The sequence below is a fragment of the Poriferisphaera sp. WC338 genome (genome assembly GCF_050931845.1).
Taxonomy (GTDB): Bacteria; Planctomycetota; Phycisphaerae; order Phycisphaerales; family Phycisphaeraceae; genus Poriferisphaera.
On record NZ_CP194516.1, the window covers coordinates 2,459,028 to 2,481,086 of the forward strand.

General features: G+C 51.6%; 21 protein-coding genes. 6 read left to right on the forward strand and 15 right to left on the reverse strand.

Going from position 1 to position 22,059, the window contains the following annotated elements:
* Positions 1-2: 2 nt before the first annotated feature.
* Both ACQ6WK_RS10110 and ACQ6WK_RS10115 read right to left on the reverse strand, forming a co-directional pair.
* Positions 3-350, reverse strand: a complete 348-nt coding sequence (locus tag ACQ6WK_RS10110; RefSeq protein ID WP_432797263.1) for a DUF3147 family protein — start codon at positions 348-350, stop codon at positions 3-5.
* Between the two features lie 129 nt (positions 351-479).
* A complete protein-coding gene (locus ACQ6WK_RS10115; RefSeq protein ID WP_432797264.1) occupies positions 480-1,280 on the reverse strand; it encodes an alpha/beta hydrolase in 801 nt (266 codons plus the stop codon).
* 85 nt (positions 1,281-1,365) lie between these two features.
* Here ACQ6WK_RS10115 and ACQ6WK_RS10120 point away from each other — a divergent pair, with 85 nt between their 5' ends.
* Entirely contained in the window at positions 1,366-1,779 is a 414-nt protein-coding gene (locus tag ACQ6WK_RS10120; protein ID WP_432800389.1) for a GNAT family N-acetyltransferase, read from the forward strand.
* Positions 1,780-1,795: 16 nt separating this feature from the next.
* Here the strand turns inward: ACQ6WK_RS10120 and ACQ6WK_RS10125 are convergent, their stop codons facing one another.
* Positions 1,796-3,391, reverse strand: a complete 1,596-nt coding sequence (locus tag ACQ6WK_RS10125) for a MiaB/RimO family radical SAM methylthiotransferase (RefSeq protein WP_432797265.1) — start codon at positions 3,389-3,391, stop codon at positions 1,796-1,798.
* Between the two features lie 222 nt (positions 3,392-3,613).
* On the opposite strand from ACQ6WK_RS10125, the gene ACQ6WK_RS10130 reads away from it, so the two are divergent.
* A complete protein-coding gene (locus tag ACQ6WK_RS10130; RefSeq protein ID WP_432797266.1) occupies positions 3,614-4,180 on the forward strand; it encodes a hypothetical protein in 567 nt (188 codons plus the stop codon).
* Positions 4,181-4,213: 33 nt separating this feature from the next.
* Here ACQ6WK_RS10130 and ACQ6WK_RS10135 read toward each other — a convergent pair whose 3' ends face one another.
* Complete coding sequence (locus tag ACQ6WK_RS10135) at positions 4,214-4,657, reverse strand: rhodanese-like domain-containing protein (protein ID WP_432797267.1); 444 nt, start codon at positions 4,655-4,657, stop codon at positions 4,214-4,216.
* A 314-nt stretch (positions 4,658-4,971) separates the two neighbouring features.
* Here ACQ6WK_RS10135 and ACQ6WK_RS10140 point away from each other — a divergent pair, with 314 nt between their 5' ends.
* On the forward strand, positions 4,972-5,190 hold the full coding sequence (locus ACQ6WK_RS10140) for a hypothetical protein (RefSeq protein WP_432797268.1): 219 nt from the start codon (positions 4,972-4,974) through the stop codon (positions 5,188-5,190).
* Between the two features lie 73 nt (positions 5,191-5,263).
* Here ACQ6WK_RS10140 and ACQ6WK_RS10145 read toward each other — a convergent pair whose 3' ends face one another.
* The 5 genes from ACQ6WK_RS10145 to ACQ6WK_RS10165 all read right to left on the reverse strand — a co-directional run bounded on the left by ACQ6WK_RS10145 (position 5,264) and on the right by ACQ6WK_RS10165 (position 10,059).
* The gene (locus tag ACQ6WK_RS10145) at positions 5,264-6,406 is read right to left on the reverse strand and encodes a serine hydrolase domain-containing protein (protein ID WP_432797269.1); all 1,143 of its coding nucleotides are present in this window, start codon (positions 6,404-6,406) and stop codon (positions 5,264-5,266) included.
* Between the two features lie 109 nt (positions 6,407-6,515).
* Entirely contained in the window at positions 6,516-7,874 is a 1,359-nt protein-coding gene (gene nuoF, locus ACQ6WK_RS10150; RefSeq protein WP_432797270.1) for an NADH-quinone oxidoreductase subunit NuoF, read from the reverse strand.
* Positions 7,875-7,943: 69 nt separating this feature from the next.
* Positions 7,944-8,138: a hypothetical protein gene (locus ACQ6WK_RS10155; protein WP_432797271.1), complete on the reverse strand. Its 195-nt coding sequence runs from the start codon at positions 8,136-8,138 to the stop codon at positions 7,944-7,946.
* A gap of 24 nt (positions 8,139-8,162) precedes the next feature.
* Entirely contained in the window at positions 8,163-8,684 is a 522-nt protein-coding gene (gene nuoE / locus ACQ6WK_RS10160; RefSeq protein WP_432797272.1) for an NADH-quinone oxidoreductase subunit NuoE, read from the reverse strand.
* A gap of 91 nt (positions 8,685-8,775) precedes the next feature.
* Positions 8,776-10,059 carry an NADH-quinone oxidoreductase subunit D gene (locus ACQ6WK_RS10165; RefSeq protein ID WP_432797273.1) on the reverse strand — a complete coding sequence of 428 codons (1,284 nt, stop codon included), beginning with the start codon at positions 10,057-10,059 and terminating at the stop codon, positions 8,776-8,778.
* Between the two features lie 231 nt (positions 10,060-10,290).
* Here ACQ6WK_RS10165 and ACQ6WK_RS10170 point away from each other — a divergent pair, with 231 nt between their 5' ends.
* Positions 10,291-11,532: an epoxyqueuosine reductase gene (locus ACQ6WK_RS10170; protein ID WP_432797274.1), complete on the forward strand. Its 1,242-nt coding sequence runs from the start codon at positions 10,291-10,293 to the stop codon at positions 11,530-11,532.
* A 22-nt stretch (positions 11,533-11,554) separates the two neighbouring features.
* Here ACQ6WK_RS10170 and ACQ6WK_RS10175 read toward each other — a convergent pair whose 3' ends face one another.
* From ACQ6WK_RS10175 to rpsD, 4 genes are all read right to left on the reverse strand, one after another.
* Complete coding sequence (locus ACQ6WK_RS10175) at positions 11,555-13,720, reverse strand: tetratricopeptide repeat protein (RefSeq protein ID WP_432797275.1); 2,166 nt, start codon at positions 13,718-13,720, stop codon at positions 11,555-11,557.
* A complete protein-coding gene (locus ACQ6WK_RS10180; RefSeq protein ID WP_432797276.1) occupies positions 13,710-15,401 on the reverse strand; it encodes a hypothetical protein in 1,692 nt (563 codons plus the stop codon). Before ACQ6WK_RS10180 ends, ACQ6WK_RS10175 begins: the two co-directional genes overlap by 11 nt.
* Before the next feature lie 170 nt (positions 15,402-15,571).
* The gene (locus ACQ6WK_RS10185) at positions 15,572-16,360 is read right to left on the reverse strand and encodes an enoyl-ACP reductase FabI (RefSeq protein ID WP_432797277.1); all 789 of its coding nucleotides are present in this window, start codon (positions 16,358-16,360) and stop codon (positions 15,572-15,574) included.
* Positions 16,361-16,538: 178 nt separating this feature from the next.
* Entirely contained in the window at positions 16,539-17,141 is a 603-nt protein-coding gene (gene rpsD, locus ACQ6WK_RS10190; protein WP_432797278.1) for a 30S ribosomal protein S4, read from the reverse strand.
* A gap of 385 nt (positions 17,142-17,526) precedes the next feature.
* On the opposite strand from rpsD, the gene ACQ6WK_RS10195 reads away from it, so the two are divergent.
* Entirely contained in the window at positions 17,527-17,946 is a 420-nt protein-coding gene (locus tag ACQ6WK_RS10195) for a hypothetical protein (protein WP_432797279.1), read from the forward strand.
* A 266-nt stretch (positions 17,947-18,212) separates the two neighbouring features.
* The gene (locus ACQ6WK_RS10200) at positions 18,213-18,923 is read left to right on the forward strand and encodes a hypothetical protein (protein WP_432797280.1); all 711 of its coding nucleotides are present in this window, start codon (positions 18,213-18,215) and stop codon (positions 18,921-18,923) included.
* 23 nt (positions 18,924-18,946) lie between these two features.
* Here the strand turns inward: ACQ6WK_RS10200 and ACQ6WK_RS10205 are convergent, their stop codons facing one another.
* Entirely contained in the window at positions 18,947-20,239 is a 1,293-nt protein-coding gene (locus ACQ6WK_RS10205) for an endo-1,4-beta-xylanase (RefSeq protein ID WP_432797281.1), read from the reverse strand.
* Positions 20,240-20,315: 76 nt separating this feature from the next.
* On the reverse strand, positions 20,316-21,857 hold the full coding sequence (gene radA / locus ACQ6WK_RS10210) for a DNA repair protein RadA (RefSeq protein ID WP_432797282.1): 1,542 nt from the start codon (positions 21,855-21,857) through the stop codon (positions 20,316-20,318).
* Positions 21,858-22,059: the final 202 nt, after the last annotated feature.

Here is a 22,059-nt window from a genome sequence, read left to right on the forward strand (position 1 = left end):
GATTAGACGAGAATGCCGTAGCGTTTAAGGATGACGGCCATGATAAAGTAGCCGGCAAACATGACGAGCGTGGCAAGTCCGAGTGCGGGAAAGAAGGCGAATTTTTTGAGCAGAATTGGGAGGACAATAAAGAATGGAATGGTGGGGAGAATCAGCCAAACAATATCGCTTGAGAGGTCGGCGACTTTTTGTTGGTCTTTAGTATCGACGTAGATCCAGATCATGGCGAGGTAAGAGACAAGCGGAAGCGAAGCGAGCAGCCCAGCAAGCCAAGAGACACGCTGTCCAACTTCGGAGATGATAACAATGAGGCCTGCGGTTACGAATAGTTTGATGATTGCATAGAACATGTTTGCCATCCTTCACGCACACCACTGCTGATCATGATTGTGCTATAGGATAGGCGAAAGTGGCGGGATTCACCACGGGAGAAATTTTGGGCGTGCGGTCTTGTAAACAGGTTGAATGATCTTGCACATTTATATGAGATGGCGTTCAAGAAATTGGACGGCGTGATCGAACCACGAATTGATGCCGGGGACTTCACCGAGGAGTGCGAGGCCGTGACGACCCTTTTCGTAAAGGTGCATTTCAACTGGAACTTGCTTCGCACGACAGGCTTGTGCGAACAGAATCGCGTTCTCAACGGGGACCGCTTCATCGGTCATGGTGTGCCAAACGAATGTTGGCGGGGAATCGAGGCGGACTTGCATGTGCGTACTCATCAATTGCCGCAAGTCTTGGGGCGCATCTTGGCCTAGAAGATTTTCGCGTGAACCGACGTGAGATGCTTCGCCATCAAGATCGATTACAGGATAGCAAAGGACAACAGCATCAGGACGTGCAGAAAGCTGAGCGAAATCATCTTCGGGTGAGATAAATTGGTCCCAGTGAACGGCAAGCGTTGAAGCAAGGTGACCACCTGCGGAGAAACCGAGGACAGCAATCTTATCTGCACGAAGGTTGTACTGCGATGCGTTTTTTTTGATGAGGCGTATGGCACGCTGCACATCATGGATGGGTGCAGGATGCTGATGAGGAGCGACACGATACTTTAGGACCGCAGCGTCAAAACCTTGCTTGTTGAGTGCAACGGCGATGTCATGCCCTTCATAGTCGGCATGCCCTTCATAACCGCCGCCGGGAAGTATGAGAATCGTTGCGTTGATGTTGTTCGGCTTCGAAGCGGGATAGATGGCAAGCGTGGGGAGTATGCTAGGAGATTGGCTAGGCCAAAGGGCTAGGACACGCGAGGATTGAGGGACAGTTGTATCATCCATATCACGATTATAGCGATGTTTTGAAATGAATAGCGATCCTGTTATTGTTGGCAGCATCTGGTACTTGCCATTTGAGGATTGCACGATGATTGAATATGAAGTCAACAAAACGATCACGGCTGAACAGTATGTTGATTTGCTAAAGCGATCGACACTGGGCGAAAGACGACCCATTGATGACATGGCTTGCATTGAGGGCATGGTGCGCCATAGCAATCTTTTTGTAAGCGCTTGGGAAGATGGCAAATTGATTGGTGCGTCTCGTTCGATGACAGATTTTCATTATGCGTGCTATCTTTCTGACCTTGCGGTTGATCAAAGCTATCAACGCCGAGGGATCGGTAAAAGATTGCAACAGCTAACACAGGATCAGCTTGGGCCGCAATGCAGTTTGATCTTACTCGCTGCGCCGAAGGCGAAGGACTATTACGCTGGGATTGGATATGCTCGTCACGAACGCTGCTGGATTTTAGAACCGACAGGTGTCATTGCGGATTGATTGCACAATAGATGAATTATGCGTTATTTGAAGACGCATTTACGGCTGCAGCTTGTGATCCGAAAAGTGTAAGCGGGGAAGCTTGATCAATCGTGATGTCGACTGTGATACCGATGAGTGAGGCGTCGCCATCGAAAACCACAATGAGATCGCCATCGGTTCGGCCTGTAAGTTGGGTGATTTCCTGCGGTTTTTCCCAGCCAATGGTAACGGCGGGATCAGCGGCATTTTCACGAGCTTTGATGGTCTTTCGGCTGATTGCTTCAACGAAAACAGGAATCGTTTTGCCGACGTAGGCTTCGTGAATTTCTTTGCTGATTTCAGATTGAATATTCAGCAGTTCATTGTTGCGGCGTTTCTTGGTGTCGTTGGAGATATCATCTTCGAAACGGTCGATGGCGACGGTGCCAGGACGTGGTGAGTATTTGAAGATGAAAGAGTTTTTGAATTTGCAGTAGCGTAGAAGCTCGGCGGTTTGCTGTTGATCTTCTTCTGTTTCAGTGGGGAAGCCGACAATAATGTCGGTGGCGAGTTCGGCATCGGGGAGGTATTCGCGGACACGGTCGATGAGGTCTTTGAATTCCTCGACTGTGTAGCCACGGTTCATGAGTTTGAGGATGCGGTTTGAGCCGGACTGAACGGGGAGGTGTAGGTAACGACAGATGCGCGGGCGGTCTTTGATGACTTGGAGGATGTCGTTGCCAAAATCACGGGGAAGTGACGTAATGAAACGCAAACGCTGGAGGTTTGGGATTTCATCATGGATACGAGCAAGCAGATCAGCAAAGGAGACGACGCCATCGGAGAAGACGGGTGATGGACCGCCTGTGCCGCGGTTAGGCGAAAGAATCTGGCCGATCTGCGGTTGATGCACACCTTCAATCGTGATGGTGGCGTTCGTGTCATAGTGATAGTGATTCACGGTTTGGCCGAGAAGGGTGATTTCTTTGACGCCCTGCTCTACCAGTTTTTTGCATTCCTCGACGATATGATCGGGATGGCGATGCACTTCGCCGCCACGGGTGTTGGGAACAACGCAGTAGGTGCAGAACTTGTTGCAACCGCGCGTGATGCGGACGTAGGCGGAGCCTTCATGTGTGTCGGGATCGAAAGCGCGGGATAGGTCGAGCATTTCGAGTGTGTCTTGCGCGGCGGAAAGCGTTGCAGTACGACGATGTGTGTTACCTTGCAGTGCAATGTCTGCGTTACGGACGCCGCCTCGTTCTTCGAGATCAGTCTTGAGGCGGTTGTCGATGAGCATAGGCACTTTGTCGAGTTCGCCGGGGCCGCAAAGAAGATCGATTTGTGGATGTTTGCGGATCATGTCTTTGCCATCGCGTTCGGCCATGCAACCGATGATGCCGAGGATGACATGCGGGTTTTGCTTTTTGTGGATACCGATTTCACCGACACGTGACCAAACTTTGTTTTCTGCGTGTTCACGGACGGAGCATGTGTTGTAGATGATGACATCTGCAGATTGCCAACTGTCAGTGAAAGCGTAGCCGAGGGATTGAAGCTGACCTTTGACGAGCTGCGTGTCGAGGACGTTCATCTGGCAGCCAAAGGTTTCGAGGTAGATTGATTTGTTGTTGGTCAGCGTTTGGTTCATCGGGTGAGGGTCCAGGCGAAATTGTCCGTTTGGGCGAGCCAAGCATTGTATCATAAGGCCACTGTGTGATGCCAGAAAAGCCGATCTGCGGGGATTTAGCGGGCAATTTGAGGGAGCGAGACAGTCACATAAGATAAAACTTGCTGGGTACGGGAGGTTTCGATGAGATGAGGATGACAAAGTGGCGCGGGACTGCCCTGATTGCCGATAAAAAAGTGGTCTATGGAAGAAGTGCGCGCTGGCCAATCTGAACGTCTGTTTGCCTCGCTGAGTGGGGTGATTTTTGTGTTGGCCGGGATGAGTTTGCTGGCAATGACGCTTCTGACACCGGCTTGGCTGAGCTGCCGGGAATTGGCGTCGCGACGGGACATCATGCAAGCACAGCTCACAAATCTGCAATCGCTTCAAGATCGCTATCAGCATTTTCAAACATCACTCGAAAACGACGATCCGGTATTGATTGAGCGTCTTGCCTTTACAGAGCTGCATCAGAAACCAGCCAGCAGCAAGATCCTGCACGTTAATCTTGGCGGTTCAGATTACACTGGCCAGCGCGAGGCCAATCGCGCTCAAGGACAATCGATTTTCAGTTGGCTGAGTCAGTATGTTCCGGTTGAGCAACAAGCACAGGCACCGGCTTATCAGCCGATCAACAGCAAACTGGTGCGCATGACGAACAGGACGAACAGCCGCTGGCTGCTGCTTGGGTTTGGTGTGTGCTGCGTGTTTGTGGGGATGTGGCCGAAGAGTTATGAAATTGATGCTGACCACGCCGCCGACCAATCTTAAACATACCGAACTTTACATATGATTACGGCCAGATTATTGATTCTCTGCCGAATAATCTTCTGTAGTCTTAGGTATATCAAATTCGACGACTGCTGTTTCGCCACCGTTTTTGATCCAATCCTTGAGGCCGCCGCGGTAGTTGTAGACGTTGACATAGCCGAGGTCGAGCAATTTTTTACAGGCTGCGGTTGCGAGCAGATCGTGCACTTCACCGGAAGAATAAACAATGATCATCGGATCACCAGCAAGCAAACGGTCACGCTTCTTCAGATGCGGCAGATAGATGTGGAATGCATCTTTGATGTGCTCTTTCTGGAACAGACGCTGAGATCGCACATCAATCATCACCGTGCGAGTATCTTTACGAGTATTCAACTCCTGCACGATGTCAAAATCGGCAAGTTGCATATCCTTGTCACTGACTTTGTGAGCTGTATTGCAACCGAAAGATATCGCGGCCATCATCAGTACGAGCATCATATTTATCATCAATCGCGGATTATGCATCTGTTATTCACTCCCAAAATATCCCGCGGATATTCAATCCGCCTTACGATCATCACGCCCATTGTAATGCAAAATCAAGCCCCATAACCAATCTGGCCCGCTGTAACGCCAAATCGACTTCCATTTTGCAGCAAAGCCATGACCGTCAACATTGTCTTCATCGAAGCAGCCTTACCTTTTGCTTGAAACGATTGGGTAAAGATTGAACTAAATCACACCCCTTTGATGGCCGATGAAAAAAGTACATCAGATCACAACAGGGCGGAGACGGAGAAGCCAAGGCCATGTACGACTCAATCGATTCAAAAACAGACACGCAGACAGCACATCTGATGTCACAACTCCCGGGCATCCACCGCTGGGACAAACACCCCCTGCCCCGACGTTACAAACAAATGATCGCGGAGATGGACGAGCAAACTGTGCTCAGCCTGATCCACTATGCCATTAAACATAACCTCGAACAGGGCACCGCCACACCGCCACGCTTCGATTGGGATTGACCTTCCCCTTTTGCTTGTAACATAACGTTGCAAGAGAGTTCACAGCATATCGCACGATTCACACGATAAAGCTTCAAGCCAATCCCAATTCTTCATACACCGTCTTTAACAGTTGGAACATCCGTTGGCGATTTTCATTTTCGCCGGGTGTGCTGTTAAATACCACGGCAAAGGCAAGTCCGTGATGAGGATCGGCAAACGCAGCAGAGGATTGATAACCGGAATGACCAAATGTGTCGTCAGAGGCATGCGGTCCATAGCCGTAATGGAGATCGACTTCACCGTGACGTTTTGAATCGAGCAGGAAGCCAAGCCCCCAATCAATGGTTTGACCGAAGGTTTTATCGAAGGCGCCCTCGCGATGCCGGTGTGTGAAAAGGCCAACGGTTTCAGGTTCGATGATGCGAATGCCATCGCGTTCCCCTCCGCCAAGCATCATTTCATAAAAACGTGCGAGCTCACGCACCGGGCCATAACCGTTCCCGCCGGGGCGACAGCCACAGACCCATGCTTTCTCGGCTGCAGTATCACCAAGTCCACCCTTACTGCCCCCATCATCAAAGTTCGGCATAATGGCGATGTTGTCCTTGAGCGTGTCGTAGGTTTCAGAAGGCATACCAACATAGCAGTGATCCATACCGAGCGGCTTAAACAAATGCTCACGCACATAATGTGAATAATCCTGCCCAGAAAGTTTTTGCACGACCGCAGCCAAGATGTACCAACCTGTATGCAGATGATACCCCGCTGTTTTGCCAAATTTCCATCGAGGCTCAGGGCGGCTCTTACAAATCTTGGCGACAACATCATCAACGGAATCTTTGGGGTAACGGTACGGCACGACACGAAACCCGCCGGTGTGAGTAAGGACATGCTTGAGTGTGATTGCATCCTTACCATGAGCCGCAAAGTCCGGCAGATACTCACACACCGGTGTATCGAGATCGACTTCATGTTTTTCAAATTGCTGAGCAAAACACACTGCAGTAATTGGCTTGGACGCAGACAACCAAAGATTCAATGTATCCCGGGTCATTGATGTCCCCGGCTGTGCATCACCGATCGCAAAATCAATCACGGGCTCGTCGTGGATAGAGGCGAAGATCTGCGCCCCTCCGCCTCTGGAAGCATCGCTTGGATCACGTCCAGCGTTTGCACCTTCTTCCAGCACCGTTTTAATTTGTGGCAAAATGATCTCAGGCGATTGTACAGACATGAATCAAACTCCATAGCCAACCATCACACCCCGTACCTTAAATATTGATCAACAATGCGATGTTTACCCATAAAAAAACGCCTCAAACGAGGCGTGTGATTGATTCTGCTTAGCTGTTCACGACTGACAGTGAGACGTAGCGAGTTTTCTTGACCGCTGCATCAAACTCATCGAAGAATTTATTGACGATGGTTCGCACGGACCAGTTCGCACCGTCGGAAAGACCGCAGATCGTGGTGCCGGGCATGATGCCCATAGTGCCAGCCAGCTCGAGCAGCAAGTCAAGGTCTTTGGTGCTGCCGTCTCCGCGTTCGATGCGTTCGAGGATCTGGTAGAGCCAGTTGGTGCCTTCGCGGCAAGGTGTACATTGGCCACAAGATTCGTGAGCAAAGAAGCGAGCGATGTTTCTCGCACAAGCGACCATTGAGTAGTCATGCGGAATGACGGTGATACACGCGGTACCGAGGCCCATGATGCCGTAGTTTTTTCCAATATCGTAATCGAGCGGTGCTTCATACTCGTCCGTTTTAAGCACACCCATGGAAACACCACCTGGGATAGCTGCTTTGAATTTCTTGCCGGGGAGCATGCCGCCTGCAAGTTTTTCAATGCAGTATGACATGGGGATGCCGAGGTTTTCTTCGAAGATGCCGGGGTTGACGACCGGGCCTGAGACGCCGATGAGTTTGGTGCCGAAGGATGCGGGTACGTGCGGTGGTGCGCCTTCAGGGCGGCCTTTACCGTGTTGTTTGAACCATGCAGCACCATTGGTCATGACGTGCGGCACACAGGCAAGCGTTTCAACATTATTCACGATGGTCGGACGGGCGAACGCGCCGGCAACCGCAGGGAACGGCGGCTTGATACGCGGCCAACCACGCTTGCCTTCAAGCGATTCAAGCAGACCGGTTTCTTCACCACATATGTAGGCCCCCGCTCCGCGATGGAGGTAAAGTTCAGGGTCACGGCCATTAATTTTGCCAAGACGTGAGTTCGGGCCGAAGATACCTTTTTCATAGGCTTCTTTGAATGCAGCTTCAAGAACAGGACGCTGCTCGTGATACTCACCACGCATGTAGAAATAAGCCGTATCGAGTTGGCAAGCGTACATGCAAATGGCGATACCTTCGATGACTTGATGTGGGTCGAAGTCGATGAGAAGGCGATCCTTAAAAGTGGCTGGCTCGGATTCGTCGGCATTGATGGCGAGAAAGCGTCGTTCACCATCAACTGGCGGAAGGAAAGACCACTTCATGCCAGCAGGAAAGCCCGCACCACCACGGCCACGGATTTCAGCGGCTTTGACTTCATCGATCACCGCATGACGTTCCATGCCCAATGATTTTTCAAGCGCTTCGTAACCGCCGGTCTTCACGTACTCGCCATACGATACAACGTGACGGTCGGCATGGCGGCCCCATGGTTCGGTCGGGATTCGTTTCGTGAGTATCGGTGTTTCTAACATCATCTCTTCTTTCGCATGATCAATGACCTCGGAAGCTATGCCTTAGCCATTGCGTCCCGTTCCCCTGCCCTCTTATTTGTCGTCCTGCTCGTTGCCGTTTTTTTTGATCTCGATTTCCTCGATCGTTGTGCGGCGGAGCGTGACCTGGTCGTTCACTTTTTTTTCTTCAACCGTTTTACGAACGGTTTCGTTCTGCTTCTTGGCTGGGTGTGTGGCATGATGGATCATCAAACCCGCCTGCCGACATAATTTCGGGAACCAGCTCATGAGCAAGACCTTTCAGTGGGCCGACTACTCAAGCGCATCAATGGCTTCAATGAAGTTTTCCGTGGTCAACTTGCCGTGAACTTTTTCGTTCACCAATGCACACGGAGCATCGCCACAGTAGCCAAGACACTCAACCTTCATCAACGTGAACTTACCATCTTCGGTTGTTTCGCCAGGCTTAACACCCAAATGATCGGCGATCCTCGTCGTCAGGTTCGGCTCGCCCATCACCTCACAACTGATCGATTGACACAACCAAATGACATACTTGCCACGCGGCTTAAGCCAGAACTCTTCGTAAAAGCTTGCGGTGTCCAGCACCTGTGATGCGGGAATGTCCAAGTAGTCTGCAATCTCTTCGATCGCTTGATACGGGAGCCAACCGACTTTCTCTTGCACCGCATGAAGCACAGGCAGCGTCGCTGCTTGCTTGCGTGGGTAACGATTCAAGACTTCCACCAAAGACGACTTCATCCCGTCGTCCATGAACGGCTCATCCTGCCGCTTGATCTGCATTTCAGCAGAGTTTTTCGTAATCCAAGCCATAATCAAAATTCCGAATGAGAAGTTTCATTTCAGCGTTTCACCGCCAAAGCCACAGGCCGCTCAAGCAACGCCGACTCATCCCACGGGTCTGTTAACGGTCAAGCTGTCCAGCAATAATGTTGATGCTGCCAAGCACCGCGGGAATATCCGCGATCATGTGGCCTTCAATCAACTTGCTGAACACTGAATAGTTCACAAAGCAAGGCGGACGTGTTGCCGCTCGCCACGCACTCGGGCCGCCATCACTGACGATGTAGAAGCCCGTTTCCCCGTCCGCACATTCGTTCGCCCCATATACCTCAGCAATCGGCGCTTCCCACTTGCGATTGGTCATCACCAATTCAAAGTGTTGGATCAATCCTTCAATCGAGCCATACACTGATGATTTGTCGGGCTTCGCCAACTTGCTTTCATCATCCACATTCATCGGTCCACCTGGAATATCATCGATCAATTGCTTAATGATGTGCACCGATTGCTTAATCTCTTCCAGACGTACCAAGTAACGTGCAAGCACGTCGCCGGTCGTGCAAATGGGCACTTTGAAATCAACCGCACTGCTGCCCTGCCCGTCCCAGTTATCTGCATAACACAGGTACGGCGTATCCTTGCGAACATCACGCATCACGCCAGCCGACCGTGCCATCGGGCCAGTCAATCCCCATGCAATCGCATCTTCCTTGGAAACCTGTCCGATCCCATCGGTACGATCACGAAAAATCTTGTTCTTGTTGAGCAGTGTTTCGATGTCGTTGATGGCTGGTGGAAGTTGTTCATTGATGAACTTCTTGATCAGCTTCACAAACATCTTTTCATCGGGCAGGTCTTGCGAGAGTCCGCCGACGCGTGTCCAGTCTGGATGGAAACGCTGACCAGAGATGTAGTCAATAATATCGTAGATATGCTCACGAATGTTGAAGCAGTAAAGAAAGCCCGTGAACGCGCCAAGGTCCAGCGCCGCCGCCGCAACACAAAGCAGGTGCGTCTGCAACCGGCCCATCTCAGCCATGATCGTGCGAACGACTTTACATCGCGGCGTGAGATCAATCCCGAACAGCTTCTCCACCGCATGATGCCAAGCAATGTCCTCCGCGATCGGAGCGAGATACTCCATGCGGCTAACCACTGTCACGTACTGGTTGTAGTCCAGCTTCTCTCCGAGCTTTTCAAACCCCGAATGCAGATAACCAATATGCGGCACCGCGCGAACGATCCGCTCGCCGTCCAACTCCAACACAATACGCAAGGTTGTGTGTGTTGCGGGGTGCTGAGGACCAAAGTTCAGTAGCCAGCGATCGCCCTTCGCCGCTTCCTTCTTATCAAGGTACGGCGTCGTCTCACAATCCACATCAAACGGTTTCAGGTCGTACGGCATGTTTTCTCTACTGTCCAGCTCAGTGTCCGCTCTCGGCCACCCACCCGGGCAACCTCAGCGACAGGATTGTAATGCGACTTTAACCGCTCGCCAAGCGAGACCGGCGTTAGTCAGCGGCTACATGATCACCAAAAATCCTATGATTCTCGCGCGACATTTTCCTTTTTCCCACCGTCATAATAACCTAACTTCCAACGACCTACAGAATGTTGATAACTCCGACTGCCCCAAATGACCGACCCAGCCACTCCACATCCCAAGCCTCTTACACAACTGATTGCACGGCAGGCCCGTGATCTCGGCTTCGCGCTTGTCGGCATCTGCCCGGCCACCCCTGCAAAACACCCTCAAACCCTCAAAAACTGGATCAGCACCAATCAGCACGGTGAGATGAAATACCTCGCAGACCACCTCAATGTCCGTTTGGACCCACAAAACCTTCTTCACAGCGCGCAATCAATTATCTGCCTCGCTGATGCCTATCCACCATCCTCCCCCTACTCCTCACATCAAGCTGGCAAGACCGACCCAAAGACCGCGCACAGCGCCGCATTCCCAAGCTCACAGGTTCCCCCTGTGGGGTCAAATGACCGCCCACCAAATATGAGGGGCAAAATCGCCCGCTACGCCTGGGGACGCGACTATCACAAAACCATCAAAAAACGGCTCTTCCAGATCGCCGATCAGCTCCGAACCGCCTACCCCGATGCGCAATTCAAATGCACCACTGATACCGCCCCGCTGTTGGAGCGCGAATACGCTGCTGCTGCAGGACTCGGCTGGACCGGCAAGCACACTCTGCTCATCCATCCTAAGCTTGGGTCTTACCTGCTGCTCGGCGCGATCGTCACCTCTTTGGATCTCTCCAAGAGCGATCCTTCTCAAAACTCACAAGTTTCATCTCCGGATCCGCCATTCTCAAACATGCCGATGCAAGATCACTGCGGCTCATGCACCCGCTGCATCGACGCTTGCCCCACCAAGTGCATCGACCCTGATGGCTACAAAATGGATGGCTCCCGCTGTATCAGTTATCTCACCCTTGAACATCGCTCAACTATCCCACTTGATCTTCAACCTCAAATGCAAGATTGGATCGCTGGCTGCGACATTTGCCAAGAAGTCTGTCCGCACAACCGCCCCGACAATCATCTGCCACTCGACCAATTCCTTGAAGCCTACAAACCCAATTCCGAACTTGCAGCAGGACTTGATCTGTTTGAGATTCTCGATTGGTCGCCTGAAGATCGCCAGCGCGTTTTTCAAGGCTCAGCCCTCAAACGAATCAAACTTGACATGTTCAAACGTAATGCACTGATCGCACTTGGCAACCAATTGCTTAATCACCCATCACAAAAAAACGATCAGCCGGAGTTGATCGCCAAAATTAAATTACTTGCTGAAGATGAATCTGAGTCGGAGCTGGTTAGCGAAACTGCCCGGCAAACATTGAACCGCCTAATCAGTGATTAGACGAAGTTTCCTTCATCATCCGCTATTGCCAAGCTTTTAACTGCTGCTGCATGACTTGATTGAGTTGCCCAATGTTCGCACCCTGCTGCTGAGCCGCCTGTCCCGCAGCAATCGCTTGCTGCAGCTTCATGATCGCGTCCGCCTGTTTACCCATTTTGGCGTACTGCACCGCCACGGTTGCCATATTCCCAATCGCAGGGACATAATCTGGAGCTATCTGATTTACTTTTACAAACCGTGCCCATGCTTTTTCAAGCTCACCTCGCTGCGCCAAAATCTGCCCCAAGCTATTCTGTACATCAACCCGCGCTGGATCAATTTTCTCAGCAACAACAAACCTCGCTTCTGCTGCATCAAGCAATCCCCGCCGCAGCTTCTGCATTCCATCGTTGTAATAGGCATTGATGAACTGATCATCTGCCTCGATCGCCTTGGCAAACTCTGCTTCAGCCTGATCAAACTGTTGTTGTGCAACCCAAACCATACCGAGGTTATTGTGCGCTTCAGGATAATCTTCCTTCATCGCGATTGCTTTCTGCAGATACGTCGCCGCTCCAGCGTAGTCCTTCTTCATCCAAAGCGTCCGCCCCATGTTGTACACAAAGCTTTCATCCTTCGGGTTCAGCTCGATCGCTCGGCCAAACATGCCGATCGCTTCGTCAACCTGCCCGTTGTCGATCATGATCTTGCCCATGCTGTTGTGTGTCAGCGCGTGATTGGGAAAGAGGGCTAATACCTTCTTGTAACTCGCAACCGCGTCCTTTTGCATCCCGCGATCATCCTGCGCCTTACCCAAGTTATGCCATGCCCTCGGATTCTCCGGCACACGTTGCGCCACACTCGTCCACATCGACAGCCGCGACGTGTACTCTGTGTTCCGCTCAATCGTCATCAACGAAAATACCAGCACCACAACACCCAAACCCACCGCTATGATGACCGCACGCACAAAGCCATCCGTAAGCAGCTTCCTTGCCATCCAGTCCACCGCAAAGACCGCAAGTACGATCACCACAATCAGCGGCAAATACATCCGGTGTTCAAAAACCACGTCTGCAATCGGCATGATTGATGACGTCGGTGCAAGAATCAAAAAGAAGGCCATCCCGCAGAAACCCCACCAGCGGTTGCGGATCAATCCCCACATACTTGCGAGCAACATCATCCCAACCACCAAGCCACTCCACAGCCATACACTGTCTCCGCGCTTGTACGCTCCGATGATCCCGTAATCCAAAACCAGCGGACGGGGCCAAAACGCCAACCGCAAGTAGTAATTCAAGATTGCTTCACCCTGCGACAATAGATATTCCATAGGCGTGTATAGCTGATTGCTGAACCCTGCCGAGGTATCGTCACTCCCACGCGCCGCATAAAACGTCCACAAGATCCCCACCCACGTCACACACAACAGTCCATAAAACCGCCACCGTTTCCGTAGCGTTTCCCGTAGATCACCCGTGATAAAACACCGGTCAAACAGCATCGCCACAATCGGCGCCGTCACCATCACTTGCTTGGTCAGCATCCCCACCAGACTCAGCACCATCGCGACCATAATCCATATCATCCGCGATTGACTTGCCTCCACCGTCGCCAGCCTAACCGTCGAATAGATCACTCCCAGATAACACAAACCCATCAGTGACTCATGCCGTTGAATCATGTACGCCACGGATTGTGTCTGCAGCGGATGAATGACAAACAGAATCGCGATCACGAACCCGAAAATATCAGCTTGTGCTTTGAGCCGTTCGCCCATCCGACCAAGCTTCAATGTTCGCCGCACGATACCATACAAAAACAGCCCCGCCCCCAGATGGATCGCTACGTTTGTGAGCCGATATGACCATGGTTCCTGCCCTGAGATTTGCGCGTTTAGCCAGACTGTCAAATCCGCCACTGGCCGCGTCGCCACTAACAGCCATTCCATAAACTTATCGAATGACAACTTCCCAAGAATGGTCACGCTTGGAATCGAGTCTAACACGAACTCGTTCTCAAACGTATTCAAATATACGAACGTCCCTACCAACACTAACAGCCAAGGAAAGTATTTCTGCCATCCTTTAATCCCCATCCCTCCTGCGTTCCGCGCATCAAGATCTGCCGACGTTTCCGCAGCAGCATCAACATCCTTCGTGGATCGCTTACCAGTCAAAGTACGGCTTGTTGTTTTACTGCTCATCCTGCTCCAACTGATCCCACTTCAAAAGCCGCTCGCGGAACATCGCTGCCATCTCACCCACGGTGTACACCACCGCGCAGCTGGTCAGCCCCACCATCATCCAGAACATGCTGCCCAAAAAACTAGTCTCAGGACCACTCATCACGTTCATCAATTTCACCGCACCAACAATGAGCAACACGCCCATCACCCGCAAAAATATCCCCATTCCCCACAACACAACATACGGCTCCTCAACCATTTCAGTTCGTGAGTCGCCCCTGCTCCCTACCGATCTCCGCTGAGATTGCTCCATTGGCCGCTCACCCGGATGCCTTGCCGTCTGCCCTCGCGACACCACCCGTCTTTCAGGACGTACACTGCTATCTTTTCTGAGTGAGACTTCAGACCGCTTCGCTTCAATAGACTTACGTGACGGCGCATCATCGCCTCCAGAACCCACGGCATCTTGACTCGACCCCACCCCAGAATCAGATCGATCTCGCTTCACATCTCGCGGCTTCGGCACTTCTGTCTGCACCACTTTCGACTCAAGCACCCGCTCTCCTAAAGCGGTCACAGAAACCGGCTCAACAATTTTTTCTGCAGCCGCTTCTGCCACAGCAGTTGCTGCATCATTTACGGAAGAATCATGATCATCCTTGCCGCCTGCGGATGCAACACGGCTTGCTTTTGTATCAATCGATTTTTTGTGTAGCGTCGTCACAACCACGGGCTCGCTAGTTGCTACCTGCTCAACAGCCTCATTTTCAATTACCTCGCCACCACCATCTAACGGGATCGCCACCTTCGGACCGGCTGGCTTGCTCTTACGCAAAACCACACGGGCGGCCTCCAGTTTTTCAACCGTTTCCTCCGCATCACGCGCCATCTCCGCGATATCTTCATCTTCGCCTACGCCCCTTGCCCCCTCCGTATTTTTAGCAACCCCTAAAACATGAGCTTCCGCAGGTTCCTCCTCAGCTTCCAAAGCCGATTCTGAAGCAATTTCCTCCACCTCATCAACCTCTTCCACATCATCTGTTGCACTTACAGTGGCATTCTCTTCATCAGAAACCGCCTCGCGTTCATCCGTCTCCTCTTCATCCTCCATCAGCTCTTCGTTCTCTTCATCTTCCTCATCAACTTCTTCGTATTCCTCTTCATCCCATTCCTCCTCTTCGTCATCTTCCATAACTTCTTCATCATCGCCCTCCCCAACCTCTTCTTCCTCCCACTCTTCTTCCTCTTCGTCTTCCATCAATTCTTCACTATCCTCATCCTCTTCCATTTCTTCTTCATATGCATCATCTTCTTCATATGCATCATCTTCTTCATTTTCATCATCGGCCAACTCTGTTTCGTCGGCTTCCGCTTCATCCCCTTCTTCGTTGTCTTCCATCAACTCATCGGCGTCATCCTCTTCTATCTGTTCAGATTCACCAACCAACTCTTCTGAAACGGTACCCGCCGAATCGTCTTCCTTCACTACCCCCGAAACATTGCTCACAGCTGTCTCCTGAGCCACAACCATCTCAGCATCTTTGTTCTCGATCTCACGCATTGGCGGCGCCACATCCGTCGCTTCCATCGGCACCATCTGCATCAAATGACATCGCGGACACTTCACACGCTTGCCGTGAGAACCATCTGGAACCTTCACTTTTGCATCACACTGTTCGCATCGAAATCTTAGTGCCATCGTCATCCCTGCTCTCTGTTTTAGATGTGAGATCGTCCATGATCCACCCCAAAATCTCTCCGCATTCTAACGCAACTATCTGCCCCCGAAAACTATGAACCTGATATAAAAAAAATCCCCAGCTTCCGCTGAGGATTCTCAATTCAATCAAACTGCTCGGCAAATGTGTATCAAATACCCAAGATGCTGAAGCCGCAATCGACGTGGATCGTTTCGCCGGTCACACCACTGGACAGATTACTCAGCAGGTACACTGCGGTGTCGCCGACCTCTTCGCCAGTGTTCGCACGTTTCATGGAGGATCGTCGCACCTGATGCGCGATCATCTCGTCCATCCCACCAACGCCCGCACCAGCTAGCGTTTTGAATGGGCCCGCACTGATGCAGTTCACACGGATGTTTCGTTCTTTGTCGCCGAGCTCATAAGCCAGATAACGGGTCGTGTGTTCAAGACACGCCTTCGCCACACCCATGACGTTGTAGCCCGGCGCGACGCGCTCGCCGCCGTAGTAGCTAAGGTTGATGATTGCCCCCCCATTCGGCATCAATTCCATCCCACGCTGCGCCATGGCCAGCAAGGTATACGCACTGGTATCCATTGCAGCGGTAAATACACCCCGCGGCGTCTTATGGAACATATCAAACTTCAAGTAATCCTTATCCGCAAAAGCGATCGAGTGAACGATGAAATCAATCGTCCCGAACTCTTCCTTCACCTTCGCAAAAATCGCATCCAACGATTCATCGCTGTTCGCATCACACGGCTCAAGCCACGGCTCTTCAATCCCCAAGTTCTTCTGAATCGTTTTGCGAACACGTTGTTCCATCTTGCCGATCGGCAAGAACGCAAACAAACATTCCGCACCCTGTTCGATGAGCTGCTTCGCACAGTAATACGCATAGCTGCGATCATTCGCCACGCCAAACACAATACCACGTTTTCCGTCCATTAAACCCATATCGTTTAGCTCCTCTTGGTGCTTCTATTGCAGTGTAAAGTCAATTGCTATCAAACGAAGATATCCAAAGCCTCACAAATTGCAATCCCGTCAAGGGAACGCACCACTTAATATCTCGTATTAAAAAACCCGCAGACGCTTGTCCACGGGTTTAATTTTATTCGTTTCATCCTATCGCTTAGCGATAGAATTCGATGATCAGGTTCAGGTTCACATCGAACGGGATCTGATCGCTTGTGGGAACAGCTACAATCTTCGCCGTCAATGTTGACGGGTCAAACGTCAGCCAGCCCGGCACTTCCAAGCCCGGGAGCGACTCAAGGTTCTCTCGGGTGATGTTTTTCATTTTGTCTTTCTTCACCGTGATCACATCGCCAACCTTCACCTGATACGAAGGACGGTCGACCTTCTTACCATTAATGAGGATGTGTCCGTGCACCACCGTCTGACGAGCAGACCATATTGAACGCGACCAACCCAGACGGCGGATCACATTGTCCAAACGCTGCTCAAGCAAACGCATCAGCACTTCACCGGTGTTACCCTTCGTGCGACCAGCGGTATCCATATAGTTACGGAACTGCTTCTCAAGCACGTTGTAGTGGTAACGCAACTTCTGCTTCTCATTCAGACGTACACCGTAGTCACGCAAACGGCGACCACGAAAACCATGAACCCCGGGAGGATTCAGTTGACGCTTGGTAGTGTGTTTAGGAAGGTCAGCAATCGGCACGCCGACGCGACGGGAAAGTTTCACCTTAGGACCAGTATAGTTGGCCATATTAAATTCATCCTGCTTTAGACAGGACGCTCCAGTAAGAATTCAAGCGGCCCGGCCGTGACTACGGCTTACCAACTCGGGAACTTCAGACCCACATCGGGTCTGCATTAAGTTGAGCCAAATATTACAGCACATCCCCTCCGCCACGTCAAACCACACCATCAAAAGTGCTTTACCCTCTTTCCGTCCAATAAGCACCTCCAAACTCAACGTACCCTTAACCCAACACCACAACCCCATCTGTGTTGCTCCAGATCAACACCCCTGCCCGCCCCTCGCTTCTTACCTAACTTAACTATCCGCCATTAATCAAGCATATATATAAACTTACATCTTTTCATTAACCTCAATCTCAATCGGCACACCCCTCGCAACTTCCACCTACATGAACCACCGCCTAATCATCGCCCTCACCCTCGCCTGCCTTTCCACCCTGTCACTCGGCTGTGAATCCATCCAATCGCGCTCCGCCGCCGCCTTCACCCGCGGCACGCTCCAACCTCACGTCGACGCTGGCCCCATCACCGATCAACTCGGCTTCCACCGCTCCTACGCCACCGACTCAATCACCCTCTCCCTGATCACCCCCGAAGCCAAATCTTCTCGCTTTATCTATCGCAACGCACAACCTTGGTACAACACCCGCAACGACTACCGTCCCGCCACCCGTGCTGGCTTCCGCACCGCCATCTATGAATCTGCCACCAACACCACCTACGACCGCCGATACTCAACGCACAACAATATCTACAACCACTACCACAACACCCAGCGACTCCGTCAAACCTACCGCGTGATTCGCTAGAAATCTCCTTCTGCTTTAGGCATCTCCAACGCCGAACCTATCCCAATCTGTATTAACGCAACAGCAATGTCATTCTCGCACTGGCACTACCCACCACTGCGAAAGCCGATCACATTTGATATATATACTCACCGCAAATTAAACTTCAAGTTCGTCACTAAAAGCTAACCGTGGCCTAGGGTTTGCCCGGCATTGTGCCCACTACATCATCTGCTACATTTTCGAAATGTTTTCCTACATCCACCACCCTATCCACTACATTACACATGAGCATAATCATAGCGATATTTACCGCTCTCATTTCGACGCTTCTCATTTCTGCAGTTACTTACTACGTGCTTGGCTTTACAAAATCGAAACTGATACGAATCAGCAATCCAGTTATTGAAAATCCATATGGCAATCAAGATTATGTGCGCAACCTACCTCTTAAAGTTCGATTTCTAAGGGTTGCCGTAAGACCGAGATTCTTTCATTTAAAAAATACACGCGCAACACTTGTCATTAAAGATCATAAGGGCCGATTGTATGACTCTACAGGAATCTTACACTGGCAAAGGCAACCCCGAAGCGGTATCCCACACCCCTTACAACTCCACAAAGATATTAAGAACGAGGAAGATCTCATCAGACATATGGTGATGTATCATTTTGCACATAATAAGCCGATCGACATACGCTCGAACAACACAGAGAAAATCGATTTACTTTTAAGGGTTGAGGGAGTCTCCAAAGCGATCACAACTGTATCAAGGGAAAACCGAATTTCACCGGGTTCTTATATTCTCGATCTTTCTTTTGATGCTGATAACATCTCCAAAACTATTGCCAGAACATTTCACATATATATAGGCAGTGACCTTGAGGATGTACGCATTCTAAAGAATAGCGAAATAGACCAGCTAAATCCTGAGGCGGAATTGGCAACCACTAACTCCAATCTTGTAATGGATCAGCCCATGAATAACAACACTTAGCATTTTGATCTGATTCATAACAATTATCGCTTATGTGGCTCCACCATCACCAATCGTTCACCCTCGCCCGGCTCAACCCACACGCTCATCTGCAACTGCTCTCCCGGCTTACCATTTTCACCCGGCAACACCACACTGATCCTTTGGCTCCCGCCAAACACATGCACTCTGTAATTCCCGATCTCATCCGTCTCACCCTTCACTCTTGTCCACCATGTATCTCGGATCAACTGCTCTAGCTTGCGCCCTGTTGCTGTAGGTCTACCTTTATAGTCCAGCATTGCTGCATTCGGATCATTGATCTCCGCCTGTGTCAGCCCACGTACATAAATCCCCTTCACATTCGGCTCAGCAAACAACAACTTCAATATCACTTCCAAATTCATCGCGGCCGCAGCCTCACTGCTTCCGCCAACTTCCAATCCGCTGATCACTACATCCATTTCCATGCTGGCAAGCCACTGCAGCGCCCGACTCATCACGCCTGCGGTGATTGACCCGCCCACCTCCTGATCGATCGCGATCGCATCCACAGGAATCCTCTTCTCACGGAGCTCTGCCACCTTCCGTACCATCTCTCGGCTACGGCCCCCCAGTAATGCATCATGAAACCCAACACACATCATCGCCCGCGGCGCATCTGCTTTTGCTTGCTCGTACATCTGTCGCAACATCCCCACACCCAATCGCTCACCCACCACATCGTGATCTAATAACCCCGAATATAAATCAAACTGTCCTACGCGCTCACCATACTCCAGCATGTTCGATCGCACATATCGTTCCAACATCGCGGCAAGCTGCCGTCCTTCCAAACTTGCCGCCCAGTCCGGCCAGAATCCCATGTCTGTCGGCACCACATTTCCCCATCGCACACGCATCCCCCAAGCCTGCGCAGCATTCACTGTTTCCCAAACTCGCCGCATATCTCGCCCCTTGCGCATTTCTGGCTGCAACTTCGTCCAGCGCGCCATACGATCCAAACTCACCCCATTAAAACATCGCCACACAAGTGATGATCCATCAAACACCGCGCCGTCCACCCCCTGCTCTGGCAACACCACCCCCCAATCAAAACTGTGCTTCTCTTGTACCACCTCAACGGTCGCCCCCTTCACTGGCCGCCCTTCTCCGTCCAATACCAACACTCGTAATTCCGACATCCGATGTTTACGGATCTTCGCATCTGCCTCATTCACCCACTGCCCCCGCAACATCTGGCCATAGGCATCCTCACCACCTGCCACCATCCCCATCACCGCGCACAACAACATCCCAAGCATCATCATCCGCATCACTCTTGTTCGCTCATCCATGATCATCATTCCAATTTCTATCCATCGCTTAGACGATGCTGATTCTTCCTCAGCACATGTGTGCGTTCTATCTGCACTACCCCAATACCTGCATCGCCTCACTCACGCTGCCAACTTGAACCAGCTCTGCACCACTCGGCACATTCATCTTGGTTCTCGGACAGATGATCTTACGGAAACCCAGCCGCGACGCTTCAATCACCCGTTGCTCGATCTGCTGCACGTGGCGCACCTCACCACCGAGCCCAATCTCGCCCACAGCACACCAGCCGCCTTCCAATGTTTTGTTCAAAAAACCGCCCGCAATCGCAAGTGCCAGCGCCAGATCACTTGCCGGCTCTGCTACGCGCATCCCTCCCACACTGCTGGCAAAAATATCTTGGTCTGCAAGACGCAAACCGCCACGCTTCTCTAATACTGCGATGAGCATCGCAAGCCGATTGCCATCCAGCCCACTTACTTTTCGTTTCGTACTCCCCAAAAAACCTGTTGAAGTCAGCGCCTGCATCTCCACCATGAGACATCGACTCCCCTGCAACACCGGACACACCACGCTGCCACTACGCGCTTCATATTCGCCCGCAAGCAAACCGCCACCGCCGTTCACTTCCTTCAAGCCCCCATCCGTCATTTCAAACAACCCCACCTCAAGCGTCGTGCCAAAGCGATTTTTGATCCCACGCACAACACGGTGGCTGTGATACCTGTCCCCTTCAAAATACAATACTGTGTCCACCATATGCTCAAGGAGTCGCGGCCCCGCAAGCCGCCCCTGCTTCGTTACATGCCCCACCAGCAATAATGCCGTTCCCGATGCTTTCGCAAAATACACCAATTCCAAACAGCACGCGCGCAGTTGTGTCACGCTCCCCGGCGCTGCGGTCATATCCCCTTTATAAATCATCTGGATCGAATCGATCACCACAACGCCCGGCTTGATCTTCCGCGCCTGTTCCACAATCCGCGCCAAATTCGTATCCGCCAACACATACATCCCACCCAACGTCTCGCTTCCCGCACCCAATCGCTCAGCCCGTAGCTTTAATTGTTGCTGCGACTCTTCACTTGTTACATATAACACTTTCGTTCCGCCTGCCGCCAACTTGTGCGCCGCCTGCAACAATAATGTCGATTTGCCAATCCCCGGATCGCCGCCCACCAACACCGCACTCCCCGGCACCAATCCTCCCCTGGAAGTCGTCGCCTCACGAATCTTTTTCTTTTTTTGCTTCACGCTCACGCCACCACCAACCAACGCCGCTTCAAGCTCATCGCCAGCAGAATCACCGCCATCTTGCCCGTGGCCAGCATCAAACAGATCCACACCACCTAACACGCGATCCAATTCAAAAATCCCCGTGCTTAGTCGCTCGGTGACTTCATCATCTTCTTCGATCTCATTCACCAGTGCCGCCTTCGGCCCGCCTTCATCCACCGGTCCAACCCCAGCCCCCCACACATTGCCCGCCACCCCGCGCTGCTCATCCATCCCCGCGCCCTTGGCCTCCTTAAACTCCACCAGCGAATCCCACGCACCACAATCTGGACACTTTCCCATCCACTTCGGCTGCGTCGCCCCACACTCGTCACACATAAACTGCGTTTTCACCTTCGCCATCAGTCGCGTTCCTCTTCAAATATGAGTTTCACCTCCAATATACCCCAAATTCCGTGCCCCTTTGCTACTTTCGCCCCTACCCTGCCATAAATGAACATCCCCACACCAAACAGCGTAACAATCACTGTGCCCTCGCCGTCATTCCCATTACAATGACTTCACTCAACCCAACACCCCACGCACGCCGCAACATTCAGCAACC